Source organism: Proteus sp. G2669 (genome assembly GCF_009915245.1).
Taxonomy (GTDB): domain Bacteria; phylum Pseudomonadota; class Gammaproteobacteria; order Enterobacterales; family Enterobacteriaceae; genus Proteus.
In genome coordinates this window covers 276,338-290,416 of sequence record NZ_JAABLX010000050.1, presented here as the reverse complement: position 1 = coordinate 290,416, position 14,079 = coordinate 276,338, and the positions used below count along the sequence as shown (strand labels likewise).

Annotated in this window: 11 protein-coding genes; 9 read left to right on the top strand and 2 right to left on the bottom strand. The window is 36.9% G+C overall.

What is annotated here, in order from left to right:
• Window positions 1-32 precede the first annotated feature (32 nt).
• The 9 genes from GWI68_RS15315 (at window position 33) to GWI68_RS15275 (ending at window position 12,221) form a co-directional block, all read left to right on the top strand.
• On the top strand, window positions 33-1,088 hold the full coding sequence (locus GWI68_RS15315; RefSeq protein WP_166540835.1) for a UDP-glucose--hexose-1-phosphate uridylyltransferase: 1,056 nt from the start codon (window positions 33-35) through the stop codon (window positions 1,086-1,088).
• A gap of 131 nt (window positions 1,089-1,219) precedes the next feature.
• On the top strand, window positions 1,220-2,380 hold the full coding sequence (gene galK / locus GWI68_RS15310; RefSeq protein ID WP_166540834.1) for a galactokinase: 1,161 nt from the start codon (window positions 1,220-1,222) through the stop codon (window positions 2,378-2,380).
• Window positions 2,380-3,450: a galactose-1-epimerase gene (gene galM / locus GWI68_RS15305; protein ID WP_166540833.1), complete on the top strand. Its 1,071-nt coding sequence runs from the start codon at window positions 2,380-2,382 to the stop codon at window positions 3,448-3,450. The genes galK and galM overlap by 1 nt, the downstream gene beginning before the upstream one ends.
• Window positions 3,451-3,631: 181 nt before the next feature.
• The gene (locus GWI68_RS15300; protein ID WP_109407551.1) at window positions 3,632-4,642 is read left to right on the top strand and encodes a substrate-binding domain-containing protein; all 1,011 of its coding nucleotides are present in this window, start codon (window positions 3,632-3,634) and stop codon (window positions 4,640-4,642) included.
• 326 nt (window positions 4,643-4,968) lie between these two features.
• Window positions 4,969-6,603: a sodium/sugar symporter gene (locus GWI68_RS15295; protein WP_166540832.1), complete on the top strand. Its 1,635-nt coding sequence runs from the start codon at window positions 4,969-4,971 to the stop codon at window positions 6,601-6,603.
• Window positions 6,604-6,858: 255 nt separating this feature from the next.
• Window positions 6,859-8,895 (top strand): IreA family TonB-dependent siderophore receptor, encoded by a 2,037-nt coding sequence (locus GWI68_RS15290; RefSeq protein ID WP_166540831.1) that lies wholly within the window; start codon window positions 6,859-6,861, stop codon window positions 8,893-8,895.
• Between the two features lie 115 nt (window positions 8,896-9,010).
• A complete protein-coding gene (locus tag GWI68_RS15285) occupies window positions 9,011-9,868 on the top strand; it encodes an alpha/beta hydrolase-fold protein (RefSeq protein ID WP_227335818.1) in 858 nt (285 codons plus the stop codon).
• Between the two features lie 392 nt (window positions 9,869-10,260).
• On the top strand, window positions 10,261-11,430 hold the full coding sequence (locus tag GWI68_RS15280; RefSeq protein WP_166540830.1) for an MFS transporter: 1,170 nt from the start codon (window positions 10,261-10,263) through the stop codon (window positions 11,428-11,430).
• Window positions 11,431-11,633: 203 nt separating this feature from the next.
• Window positions 11,634-12,221: a DUF1287 domain-containing protein gene (locus GWI68_RS15275; RefSeq protein WP_243733412.1), complete on the top strand. Its 588-nt coding sequence runs from the start codon at window positions 11,634-11,636 to the stop codon at window positions 12,219-12,221.
• A gap of 481 nt (window positions 12,222-12,702) precedes the next feature.
• Here GWI68_RS15275 and GWI68_RS15270 read toward each other — a convergent pair whose 3' ends face one another.
• Together GWI68_RS15270 and GWI68_RS15265 are read right to left on the bottom strand one after the other, a co-directional pair.
• On the bottom strand, window positions 12,703-13,086 hold the full coding sequence (locus tag GWI68_RS15270) for a YkgJ family cysteine cluster protein (protein WP_109407394.1): 384 nt from the start codon (window positions 13,084-13,086) through the stop codon (window positions 12,703-12,705).
• 404 nt (window positions 13,087-13,490) lie between these two features.
• Window positions 13,491-13,835 (bottom strand): DMT family protein, encoded by a 345-nt coding sequence (locus tag GWI68_RS15265; RefSeq protein WP_166540828.1) that lies wholly within the window; start codon window positions 13,833-13,835, stop codon window positions 13,491-13,493.
• Window positions 13,836-14,079 lie beyond the last annotated feature (244 nt).

Here is a 14,079-nt window from a genome sequence, read left to right as displayed (position 1 = left end):
CAGATAATCTTGAATAAATAAGAGAGAAGGTTATGTCAAAACTGATTTTTGATCCTGTTGAACATCCTCATCGTCGCTATAATCCACTCACTGATCAGTGGATTTTGGTTTCACCTCATAGAGCGAAACGACCTTGGAATGGTAAAGATGAAAAACCTCAGATTGCGACCCTTCCCTCTTATGATCCGCATTGTTATTTGTGCCCAAATAATATACGTGTTTCTGGTGATCAAAATCCAGATTATACCGGAACGTATGTCTTTAATAACGATCACTCCGCGTTATTACAAGATGAATATGATGTTGATCCTTCATCAAATCCTTTATTTCAAACACAAGCAGTAAGAGGAATTAGTCGCGTTATCTGTTTTTCGCCTGATCATGGAAAAACAATACCTGAATTGCCTTTAAGTAGCTTACGTAAAATTGTCGATACTTGGGATAACCAAATAGAAGAGCTCAGTAAAGAATACCTTTGGGTTCAAGTGTTCGAGAATAAAGGTGAAACAATGGGATGTTCCCAACCGCATCCTCATGGGCAAATTTGGGCGAGTGATTTCTTACCTAATGAACTAGCGAAAAAAAATACACATTTGAAAACGTATTTTGAAAAATACGGGCGTAATTTATTAATTGATTATGTTGATGCTGAATGTAAAGACGCAAGCCGAACCGTTGTTGAAACTGAGCATTGGCTGGCAATAGTGCCTTATTGGGCAGCTTGGCCTTATGAAACAATGTTATTACCTAAAACGCATATTCGTCGAATGAATGAGTTAAATAGCGCTCAACGCGATGATCTGGCTATTGCAATGAAAAAACTAACCAGCCGTTATGACAATTTATTTCATTGCTCTTTCCCTTATTCAATGGGGTGGCATTTTGCGCCATCTTTTAAAGACAGCAGAAATACCGATCATTGGCAATTACATGCACTTTATTACCCGCCATTATTACGTTCAGCCACTGTGCGTAAATATATGGTGGGATATGAAATGCTGGCGGAATCGCAAAGAGACCTAACACCAGAACAAGCGGCAAATAATTTACGTCAATTAAGTGACATTCATTATAAAGAGCAACGTTAATAACCTGCAATATGGCAAGGTATTTTAGTTAATCTGCTTTTTGCGCACCAAATAAATTAAACCAAACATCTCATTATTTACATAATGATGTGGTGGGATTTTATTACTTAATTTTAAGCTAAGGATTTATTATGCAGGCACTTATTAATAATGTGACTCGTTCATTTACATCTATTTTTGGTTATGCGCCTACACATTTTATTCAAGCGCCAGGAAGAGTAAATCTTATTGGTGAACACACTGATTATAATGATGGTTTTGTTTTACCTTGTGCTATTAATTATCAAATGGTCGTCGCCGCAGCAAAACGAGAAGATAACATTATTCGAGTGATTGCAGTTGATTACCAAAATGAGGTTGATGAATTTAGCCTCGATAACACCATTGAATTTTTACCTAATAAAATGTGGGCGAATTATGTTCGGGGTGTTATTCATTTTCTACAAAAAGACAATTATTCTTTTCATGGTATGGATATCGCAATATCAGGAAATGTCCCTCAAGGCGCGGGATTAAGCTCCTCCGCTGCGTTAGAAGTGGCTATTGGTCAAACGCTTAAAACACTTTATCAATTACCTATTAGCCAAAAAGAGATTGCATTAAATGGCCAAAAAGCAGAAAACCAATTTGTTGGCTGTAACTGTGGCATTATGGATCAGCTTATTTCGGCTTGTGGTGAAGAAAATCATGCACTATTAATCGATTGTCGTTCACTAGAAACGTCAGCCGTAACGATGCCCGAAAATATGGTTGTGATGATTATCAATACCAATAAAAAGCGTGGCTTAGTTGATAGCGAATACAATACCCGTCGCCAACAGTGTGAAGAGGTTGCTCATATTTTAAATGTGACTGCATTAAGAGATGCCACATTAGAGGATCTACTCGCTAAAAAAGCAGTAATGAGTGATGTGGTTTATCGTCGGGCACGCCATGTTATTACTGAAAATAGTCGTACATTAGATGCTGCAGAAGCTTTACGTCGTGGTGATTTAACCACATTGAGTCAATTAATGATGCAATCACATCACTCAATGCGTGATGATTTTGAAATCACAGTCAAAGAGGTTGATTCATTGGTTGAAATCGTGAAATCGGTGATCGGTGATCGTGGTGGTGTGAGAATGACTGGTGGTGGATTTGGCGGTTGTGTCGTAGCATTAGTGACACCAGATTTAGTGGATAAGGTCGTTGACTCTGTTAAAGCGCAATATGAAGCCTTAACAGGGTTGAAAGAAACTATTTATGTCTGCTCTGCAAGCCAAGGGGCGGGCTATTCGGAGGCAAAATAATGGCGACTAATGAAATTCGATTTCTAGAGCCAGAACAAATGACTGCACAACCTGCATCAGACGGAAATCCTGCACAAGTGGTCGTGCTTAAAAATCGTTTTGGTATGTCGATTTCTTTAATGGATATTGGTGCGACTTGGTTAACTTGTATTGTACCTGTTAATGGATACCGTCGAGATGTTTTGTTAGGCTCTGCAGATATGAATACCCATAAACAGCAAACAGCTTATTTGGGGGCCACAGTAGGGCGTTTTGCCAATCGTATTGCTGGTGCAAAATTCGTATTAGAAGGGCAAGAATATCAAATCAGTGCTAATGAAGGTAAAAACACATTACATGGTGGTAAACAAAACTTCAGTCATCGTCGTTGGGGGATCACGGCACAATCATCTCAATCAGTGACCTTTTCATTGATTTCAAATGATGGTGACCAAGGTTTTCCCGGTACACTCAAAGCTAGTGTGACTTATACACTCACTGATAATAATGAAGTTTGTATCGATTATCAGGCAATAAGTGATAAAACCACGCCACTTAGTTTAACTAACCATGCCTATTTTAACCTTGCAGGTGAACACACTGAACGCACAGCGCTTGAGCACGATTTAAAAATCTGCGCTTCTCATTATTTGAAAAATGGCGAAGGCAATATTCCTACTGGAGAGTTTGTGAGCGTTGTAGGAACAGGATTTGATTTTGGTAAATTAAAACGCATTGGTCTTGATTTTATGGTTGATGAGTGTCAAAAAGCAGCGAGTGGTTATGATCATGCATTTATTTTAGATAAACAGGCTATCGACGATAAAGCACCTATTGCAACAGTCATTGCACCTGAAGGCGAGCTTAAAATGGATGTTTTTACTACTCTGCCTTCTATTCAATTCTATACAGGTAACTTTTTAGCTGGAATAAAAGGAAAAAGTCGCCGTTATGGTAATTATTCTGGATTAGCTTTAGAGACACAATACTTTCCTGATGGGCCGAATCATCCTGAATGGCATGAAAATCAAGGTGTTTTACCTGCGAATACGCCATGGAATAGCCAAACTATCTATAAGTTTTACTCTTAACAATAAAAGGAAAGTGTAAACGCTTTCCTTTTCACTATTTATTTGATCTTTTTACTTTTTAAATTTCACTTCTTCGCTGATAATCAAGCCACTTAAATTTTATTATTTCCTTTTTTCTTTAGTCTTAGATTAACAACCCGTTATTTTTTGATAATGAAGAAAGGTGATCCATGAGGTGGATATGGCGACTATCAAAGATGTAGCAAAAGAAGCGGGAGTTTCTGTTGCTACGGTGTCAAGAGTCATTAATAACTCGCCGAAAGCAAGTAAGACATCAGTAGAAACAGTTAATGCGGCAATGCAAAAACTAGGTTATCGACCTAATGCAGCGGCTAGAGCATTGGTCAGTCAAAGTACACAAACTTTAGGTGTCTTAGTCCATGATGTTTCTGATCCCTTTTTTGGCACATTGGTGAAAGCGGTTGATAATGTGGCAAGACAAGCGGGAAAACATATTTTGGTGTGTAATGGCTATCATGATGCACAAGACGAACGTCAATCTATAGAGTTGCTAATTAATAGTCGCTGTGATGGTTTAGTGATCCACTCAAAAGCACTCTCTGATGAAGAATTACTAGCTTATGCTCATGAAGTCAAAAGTATGGTACTGATTAACCGCTTTATTCCTGAAATTGCGGAACGCTGTGTCGCTTTAGATAATTACAAAGGGGCATGGATGGCAACAGAACATCTTATTCGCCAAGGGCACACCAAGATTGCTTATATCTCTTCCACGCATCATATTGAGGATACTACTCAACGCCTTGCGGGTTATAAGGCTGCTCTTGAAGCCAATAACATCATATTGCCCGAAAGTTATATTGAGTATGGTGAGCCTGAAGGTGAAGGCGGTGAAAAAGCAATGATGCACCTGTTAACGAAATCAATCGATTTTACAGCCGTAGTGACTTACAACGATTTTATGGCTGCTGGTGCTTTGTCTGTTCTCGATGAAAATGAGATCCCTGTACCTGAAAAAATCTCTGTTATTGGTTTTGATGATGTATTAATTGCTCGTTATATCCATCCTCGCTTAACAACCGTGCGTTATCCGGTACAAATGATGGCCGAACAGGCTGCTACGTTGGCTATTAGACTATCTAAAGGTGAAGTCCTCGAACAAAAACAACGTATTTTTTCACCTACTTTAGTTCAACGTAATTCTGTTTTTAATCTTAGCCATCTCTCTTAACCACACCACTTATTTTTATAATATTGTCGATCCTCTTAATGAGGATCATCATCACCTTAAAAGCCATTCTTACTTAATCTGTGTAATCGTTATCATTTTAATGTTTTTTTAAATTTTATTTTAAGATACTTTCTTCTTGGATAAATATTAAGAGAGGGTTTTTAGTGAAAATTTGGCTTTACTCGTCATGGTAATCGTTTGTTTTTTATTTTTAGATGCATTTACGTAACATAAGCGACAAAATTGTGAAGGGAGTAACGGAAAAAGATTGTGAAAACGTTTACATTAAAAATCTATTCTCTCTATGGGTCTGAAAGGAAAATATTATGCATACAGAAGGTGTTGGATTAAGCACAATAGACTATGCAATTTTTGCCCTCTATGTTGTCATCATTATTAGTCTAGGATTGTGGGTTTCTCGTTCAAAGGATGGTGAGAAAAAAGGAACAAAGGACTATTTCTTAGCAGGTAAAACCCTTCCTTGGTGGGCAATTGGTTCTTCGCTTATTGCCGCTAATATTTCAGCAGAACAATTTATTGGTATGTCAGGTTCTGGTTTCTCCATTGGTCTTGCTATCGCTTCTTATGAATGGATGGCTGCACTGACACTGATTATTGTGGCGAAGTATTTTTTACCTGTATTTATCGAAAAAGGTATTTATACCATTCCTGAATTTGTTGAGAATCGATTTAAAAACCGTAACCTAAAAACGATCCTCGCAGTATTCTGGCTCGCATTATTTATCTTTGTTAACTTAACATCTGTACTTTATTTAGGCTCATTGGCACTAGAAACCATTTTAGGTGTACCAATGATGTATGCCATTATTGGTTTGGCATTATTTGCCGTTGTTTATTCACTTTATGGTGGCCTTTCTGCCGTTGCGTGGACAGACGTGGTGCAAGTATTCTTCCTTATTCTCGGTGGTTTATTTACTACGGTATTAGCTGTCAGCTATATCGGTGGTGATGGCGGGATCATGGAAGGCTTAAGTAAAATGACACAAGCCGCGCCCGATCACTTTAAAATGATCTTAGAAAAAGATAATCCGCAGTTTATGAACTTACCGGGTATTGCTGTGCTAATTGGTGGTTTATGGGTTGCTAACCTTTATTATTGGGGTTTTAACCAATACATTATTCAGCGTGCTTTGGCTGCTAAATCTATAAATGAAGCGCAAAAAGGGCTAGTGTTTGCCGCATTCTTAAAATTAATTGTTCCTGTTCTTGTCGTTGTTCCGGGGATTGCTGCATTTGTTATTACTACTAATCCAGACTTAATGGCAGGGTTAGGCACAATGGCTCCACAGCATATTCCAACGCTAGCACAAGCTGACAAAGCCTATCCTTGGTTAACACAGTTCTTGCCTGTAGGTGCAAAAGGCGTTGTTTTTGCAGCACTTGCGGCGGCTATTGTTTCGTCTTTAGCATCCATGCTTAACTCTATCGCGACTATTTTCACGATGGATATTTATAAAGAATATGTTGGACCTAAAGCTTCTGAAACACGCTTAGTGAATGTGGGGCGTATTAGTGCGGTTGTTGCTCTGATTATTGCTTGTTTTATCGCACCATTATTGGGTGGTATCGATCAGGCATTCCAATATATTCAAGAATATACTGGCTTAGTAAGCCCAGGTATTTTAGCTGTATTCCTATTAGGCTTATTCTGGAAAAAAACAAACGCAAAAGGTGCAATTATTGGTGTGGTTTTATCTATACCATTTGCTCTATTCCTAAAATTAATGCCTTTAGGTATGCCATTCCTTGATCAAATGATGTACACCTTTATGTTTACAACTGTCGTGATTGGTTTAGTGAGCTTAACCTCAACGAAAACAGATGACAGCGTAGGGGCGATTGCATTAACAGATAAAACCTTTAAAACACAAAGCGGATTCAACATCGCTTCCTATGCCATCATGGTTATATTATGTGTACTTTATGCTGTGTTCTGGTAATAACAGCGTGATGATTTGTTGATCCGTTAAATCTAAAAATATCCTACAAAAGAAGAAAGCAGAGGGTTAATACCTTCTGCTTTTTTACATCTGAAATTGTTTACAAAGTGGCCTAGCGAAAATGGTGCTGATTTACTTTGATACAGATTAAAAAAAAACACTAAATATGAAAAGAAAATCATTCTCATGAATATTTGATTAAGATAATATTAATCATTCTCATTACTATAACTGTTATAATTTCAGGGAACCACTATGAACTTTAAAATGGGTGTTTTAACAGCCTGTATTTTATCTGCCTCTTACCCGCTGTATGCACAAGAAAATAAAGAAGAAAAACTTGTTGTATCAGCATCAGGGTTTGCTCAACAAATTACAGATGCACCAGCAAGTATCACCGTGATTAGCAAAGAACAACTTGCAAAGAAACCGGTTCATGATTTAGCTGATGCTGTAAAAGGGGTTGAAGGTGTTAGCATTAACGGTAATGCCAATAAACAAGAAATCACGATGCGTGGTTTGCCAGGTGAATACACGCTTATTTTAGTTGATGGCCGCCGTCAAAATAGCCGCGAGTCGCGCCCAAATGGGAGTGGTGGTTATGAAGGTGGCTTTATTCCACCCGCAGATGCGATCGAACGCATAGAAGTTATCCGCGGACCAATGTCATCACTATATGGCTCTGATGCAATGGGTGGTGTTATCAATATCATCACCAAACCAGTAACAAAAGAGTGGCATGGCTCTGTTGCACTTGGCGGTACGTTGCAACATAACCGTGATGCTGGCGATTCTATTAATGGTGATTTTTATCTTTCAGGGCCTTTAATTGAAGATAAACTAGGCTTACAGCTTTACGGCAGTAGCTACTTACGTGCAGAAGATAAAATTACTTATGGCCAAGGTCGTAATGACAATAAAAACATTACGGCGAAATTGGCATTTACACCAACTGATAATCAAACCATTTTATTAGAAGCAGGCCGCAATACGTTACAACGTACAACGACTCCGGGTAAATCCATGAGTGAATTTACTATCCGTGGTGACAAAGCGGATGAAAATAAAATGTTAGAAACCAATAATGACCGTAATCACTGGGCATTAACTTATAAAAATCAGTTTGATATTCTGCATTCAGAATTAAGTGTGTATCAAGAACAAACTAAGCGTATTACCAAAACAGAAATGATTGATAAAACGACGAAGGAGCGTGAAGAGTATTACGAAGATCGTCGTCCTGAAATCACTAACACCGTTTTTGATGCGAAATTTACTGCATTTTTACCTGATAACGTGATGACCTTTGGTGGTCAATATCAATACTCGCGCTTAAAAGATGAATCATCTACTGGCTCAGGCATTAAACAATCCACTATTACAGCGGATCAAAAAGCGTTATTCCTTGAAGATGAATATAGCGTAACAGACAATCTCGCGTTAACCGGCGGTGTGCGCCTTGATGATCACGAGTATTACGGTAATCATTGGAGCCCAAGAGCCTATGCCGTTTATCATTTAACGGATGAATTCACCTTAAAAGGGGGCGTGGCGAAAGCTTTTAAAGCGCCACGCCTGCGTGAAATTAGCCCTGAATATGGCACTTCAACAGAAAAAGGCCGTGCAATTATGTACGGTAATCGTGATTTAAAACCTGAAACATCAGTCAGCCAAGAAATTGGTATTGGTTATGATAATGGGGATGGTGTGACTGCGAGTGTGACTTTCTTTAATACTGATTTTAAAGATAAGTTAACGAACTATGACTCAGGTGAAATAGATCCAATTACAGGTTTAAAACTGTACCAATACGATAATGTGGGTAAAGCCAATATTAAAGGGATTGAAACTGCGGTTGGTTTCCCAATTACAGAAAGCTGGCATGTCAATGCTAACTACACCTATATTGATTCAGAACGTAAAAGTGATGATGAAAAACTAGGCTCTGGTGAATCACTAAAAGGCTATCCATTAGATTTAACACCTAAACACAGTGCCAACGCGCGTGTTGATTGGCAGTTTGATGAAGCGACCAGTTTTTATGCCAATACGGCTTATACGGGCAAACAAATTTGGGCAGCTCAACGTAATGGTTACACAGGTGCGCGTTATCGTAGTGGCTACACAACCTTTGATTTAGGGATGACCTACAACTTTAATAAAAATACCATGTTTAACTTTGCGGTATTAAATATTACAGATGAAACAGGCCCTGCTGTGAATGATAAAGGCGGTAACTGGGTAGTTGATGAAGGACGTCGTTATTGGGCGAACATTAAATATAGTTTCTAATTGAGTCTAAATTGAAATAAACCCCGTATTTATATGGGGTTTATTTTTTTATCACTTTCTATTATTTTCAGTTTAACTGTTCACCTTTTTATATTACTGACAGAGTATCTGATTTATGCGAATACTAATGTTATGTGGAATGATTATGTTATCTGCGGTTGCTCAAGCCAGACCAAACCAAGAAGTGCCTAAGATTGAAGATCAAGCACAATCTTATTATCAAATCACACAAAAAGAAGTCGCTTATGAAGGCAAACAATATCGCCTTTTTCTTGCTGTACCTAAAAATACAACAAAGACCACATTAATTTATGGTGTTGATGGTAATGCGCAATTTCCATTGATGGTCAATGAAGCCATAAAACAAAAAAATAGCCCATTACCTGCGATTATTAGTGTGGGCTATGTGGGAGATAAGGCCTATTTTATTACAGAAAGAACGCATGATTATACGCCAAGTGTAAAAGGTGAGGCATTTGGCGGTGGTGGAAATGCAGAGAGTTTTTATCATTTTATCCTAGCGCAAGTCAGGCCTTATGTGTTTGAACAACTTGCGAAAGAGAATATTTCAGTTACCCAGCAATCTCTTTTTGGTCACTCTTTTGGTGGTGTATTTACGTTGTACGTTTTATTTAATCATCCAGATACATTTCAACGTTATATAGCAGCAAGCCCTTCTTTATGGTGGGGAAACGGTGAGTGGGTAAAAAAAGAGCAATGGCAGGCTATTCCTAATGACATTTCCATTGCAATAACGCTAGGTGAAAGAGAAGAAAAACCAGATTTAAGTAAATTAAGTGAAGAACAACAAAAAAATTATCAAGAGCGCAGTAGTTGGTTAACGCAACGCCAGTTATGCCAATATTTATTGGATGAAGGAAAACAGTGTGAATTTTATCTATTTGAAGGTAAAGGCCATGGTGGTTCAATTCCTGATGCCATCAATATTGCTTTAGAAAAAAGCATGAAATAAACACCATAACTTCTTTAAGTTTAGCTATCCTATTCGATAACAATAGGGTAGCTATAACAATTTTTTATTTTACCGAATACGTATTTATCCGTAATAATTTTAATAAAAAAGACTTATCTTTTTATTAAAATAAATATCTTAACCAAGCTATTTCTTTTTTGTAGGAAAAGACGATAATCGTGATTGATATAAATAAAATTGTTTGTTGGCATTAGATTTTATAATTTTATTTATGGCAGTTTAAGCGCTATATTCGCGTCTCCTGAATTTAGGGACGCCATCCACTGTTTTCACCTTAGTTTCTTTTATCTTTCCTAGATAAAAGAATTGCCTCTATCAGGCATCGAGAAAACAGCGCATTATCAACCGTTTTGATTGTGGAGACGAGGGTAGTGAAACAGAACACTACTTTGGTACATCAAGGCGACAGTACACTAGTACCTGTAGCTGGGTTAACGGTATTTGCTATCGCGTCAGGCTATTTAATGAGTTTAATTCCACTGTCTATGGACAGTTTTGGAATGGATACACTCTATGCTAGCTGGTTAGCAAGTATTTATTTTATCGGATTATTAATAGGTTCAGTGATGATAGAACCTATTATTGCAAGAATAGGGCATCGTCTTTCTTTCGTCGTATTTTTATTATTACTGGCAGTGACTGTCGGTATATTACCTTTAATGCCTTATTTATCAGCATGGATGGTTTTTCGTTTTATTGGTGGTATGGCGGTTGCTGGTATTTTTGTTGTGGTCGAGTCATGGTTATTAATTGGCGATAATCCTAAAGAGCGGGCTAAACGCTTAGGTTTTTATATGACCTCGCTGTATGGTGGCACAACATTAGGACAGTTAGCGATTGGTGCAATTGGCACACAAGGTGCAATTCCGTTTATGACGGTATTAGCCTTGTTATTAATTGCAGTATTGCCGCCTCTGTTTTTTAAACAAGGGCAACCCCAAGGGCATGACCATAAAAGTTTATCACTTAAACAAATGCGCCGTTTAAATAAAGCCGCTTTAGTGGGCTGTATGGTCTCTGGTGTGGTGATGGGCAGCATTTATGGCATGATGCCCTTAGCATTAAACCAAGGGCAATTTACAACAGACCAAATAGGTGTGTTGATGGCAGCAATTATTTTAGGTGGAATGGTAATTCAGCCTGTTATTAGTAAGTTGTCTGTGGCTATCAGCAAAACGTTGTTATTAGCGATGATGTGTTTAGTGGGCGTGTTTGCTATGGGGCTGACTTATCTTTCTAACGATTATATGGTGCTTATAATAGCACTGGCGTTATTGGGAATGTCTTCTTTTGCACTTTATCCTATCGCTATCACTTTGGCGTGTGATCATGTTAATGCAAGCTATATTGTTGCAATCACACAAGTCATGTTATTAAGTTATAGCATTGGTTCTGCCATTGGACCTTTAGGTGCAGGAATGTTTATGGCTCAAGCTGCTAATAATGGCATTATGAACTTCTTCTTTGTGGTGTTATTAGTGACAGCGATTTATATGCTTTTTGCCAGCTTACGGCGCAAAAGCCATATTGTGTTGAACTAACAATTTCTCTTACTTTGATCTTTTTCTCTTTCATTTTATTATCAGCCGAGCTTACTGTAAAAAGTAGCTCGGTTTTTTTATGTTATATTTAAAAATGAATTAAGATTCCACTTATATTTTTATACTGTGTTTTATCAGTATAAACAGATCACCCAATCCCTTCTTTAAAGATAATGGATTTAACTTTTCATGGAGATTATATAATGAAAATAACGGTACCCAGCTTTTTGCTTCTATTGATTATTCCTTTTTCAAGTGCCAAAGCAATAACGGCAGAGCAAAATAAAAAGCTGGTGGAATATGCCGCTGATTTACCAAGAGCCGTAATCTATGACTCTGATTATCGCAAAATAGATTACCCAAATGGTGATGTTCCTGCTTATAAAGGGGTTTGTAGCGACGTTATTATTCGTAGTTATCGTGGAATTGATATCGATCTACAAAAATTACTGCATGAAGATATTAAGGCAAATTTTTCAGCTTATCCGAGTAAACGGATGTGGGGATTGAATAAGCCAGATACAAATATAGATCACCGTAGAGTGCCTAATTTGGAGGTTTTTTTCTCACGAAAAGGCAAAGTAAAGCCTATTACCAAAAATGCAGGAGATTATGTACCCGGTGATATCGTTAGTTGGCGTTTAGACAACGGTCGTCCTCATATTGGTATCGTGGTAAATAAAAAAAGTTGGGACAATCAACGTTATCTTGTCATGCATAATATTGGCTTTGGACAAGTTGCCGAAGATGTTTTATTTTCATGGAAAATAACGGGGCATTTTGTTTACTAAATAAAAACAGGTATTAGAGAAAATAGAAACTTTTAATTTTTATAAAAAATAAAATAGAAGTAATAACAACAAAATAAATCTAAAAACTAAACGATAAGTAAAATAATGCCCATACTAATTTTATGTAAAGTATGGGCATTATTTCTGGGAAAGAATATTTTCATCAGAAATATTCATAATTATTCCTCTAAGCCACCGAGTAACATACTAACGACAGCAGTAGAACAGATAAAAGAAAGGAAAAGGATAAAAAAAGAGCTACTGATCATAATGCCCTCCAAATTTATTGCTATTTTTAAATAAAAAACCTCACAAAAGACACGTTATTAATTCATTACCTTATATATTAGGTTATTTAAAAATAAAGTCAAACTAACGTATTATTTAATAATGATTTTTTGTGATGTAATTTTATTTTTTATAAAAACAAATAGATTGGATAGTGTTAAATGATCAGGAGGGGCTTAACCCCTCTGATGTCTTACGCAGAGTGAGGTAACGTAGTGCGTGTTAATGGTGGTAGACCATAAGCAGCTCTAGCACGATCACATGCTTCATTAGGAACACCATTTACCCAAGATTGTTGAAACTCACGACAAGGGGAAGGGCGCTGTTCGTAAATAGAACAACTTACACACTCACCCACTTCTCCAATAAGTTTGTCACAGCGCGGTTTTTTAGAATTTGTGCCTTTCATACAAGAGAGGAAAGGAGTAAGTGGCTCAGTTAACTCATCAGGAACAACTCCTCCTCCACTCACCATTTCAGCCCAATAGAACGAAACTCTAAAATAGGCACAACAAGCGCCACAATGCATACAGGGATTATCCTGCATATAAATAAAATCATTAGAATGTTTGCTCATACCAGATACCATTTTATCTGACGTTAAAATGACAAAAAGCACGTTTTAAAGGTGCCGTCGTTTAAGAGAAGCAAAAATAAAGGTAGAGAAACGATGCTTCTCCTAGAGCAATCATTATGCGCCGAATGAAAAATATTTTTCAAGAGAAATGTTTCTGTATGCAGAATATATTTATTTCAAAATAGACTATTATTTTGTAAAAAATAGCTATGTAGACTATATGACTTAATGATAAGTGATTTTATTATTTAACACTTGTAAAAAGCACATCCCAGATAGTATTAAAAATAATCAAAAATTGAGGTTTTAAATAAAAAGAAGCCCTATCATTTTTGATAAGGCATAAAAAAGCATAGACAAATAAGGTTGAAAAATGAGCTATATTGTTTATTTATAGAGGGGACTTAAAAAGGGCCTTTAAAAATAAATAAGGCGCCTGCACCCATTAAAAGAAAACCAATAAAGTGATTTAATGTGAAATTTTCGCCTAAATAAGTGACAGAAAAAATAGCAAAAATCGTTAATGTGATCACTTCTTGTATGGTCTTTAATTCTGCTGCGCTGTAGTAATTATGGCCAATTCTATTTGCAGGCACAGCAAAACAATACTCAACAAATGCGATCAACCAGCTTAGAAGAATGACGATGATCAGAGGTTTATTGCCATATTTTAGATGACCATACCAAGCGAACGTCATAAAAATATTAGAAATTATCAGAAGAATGATAGGTGTAAATTTGTAGAACATTATGCTCATACCATTGGATGATTTTCTGGCGATTTTGCCAATAAGAATGACATGAGATTACTGCAAAAAAAGCGGGTTTTCTATCAGTATGATAAGGAAAATGGTGTAATTTACATTGAGATTATTTTATCTTAAAGAAAAGACATTGAACTATTAAATAGTCGAGTAATTACTTAAATTATTAAATACTATTTAAAATAAAGAAAGGTTATTAACCTTTCTTTATTGAAATAATAAGATAACG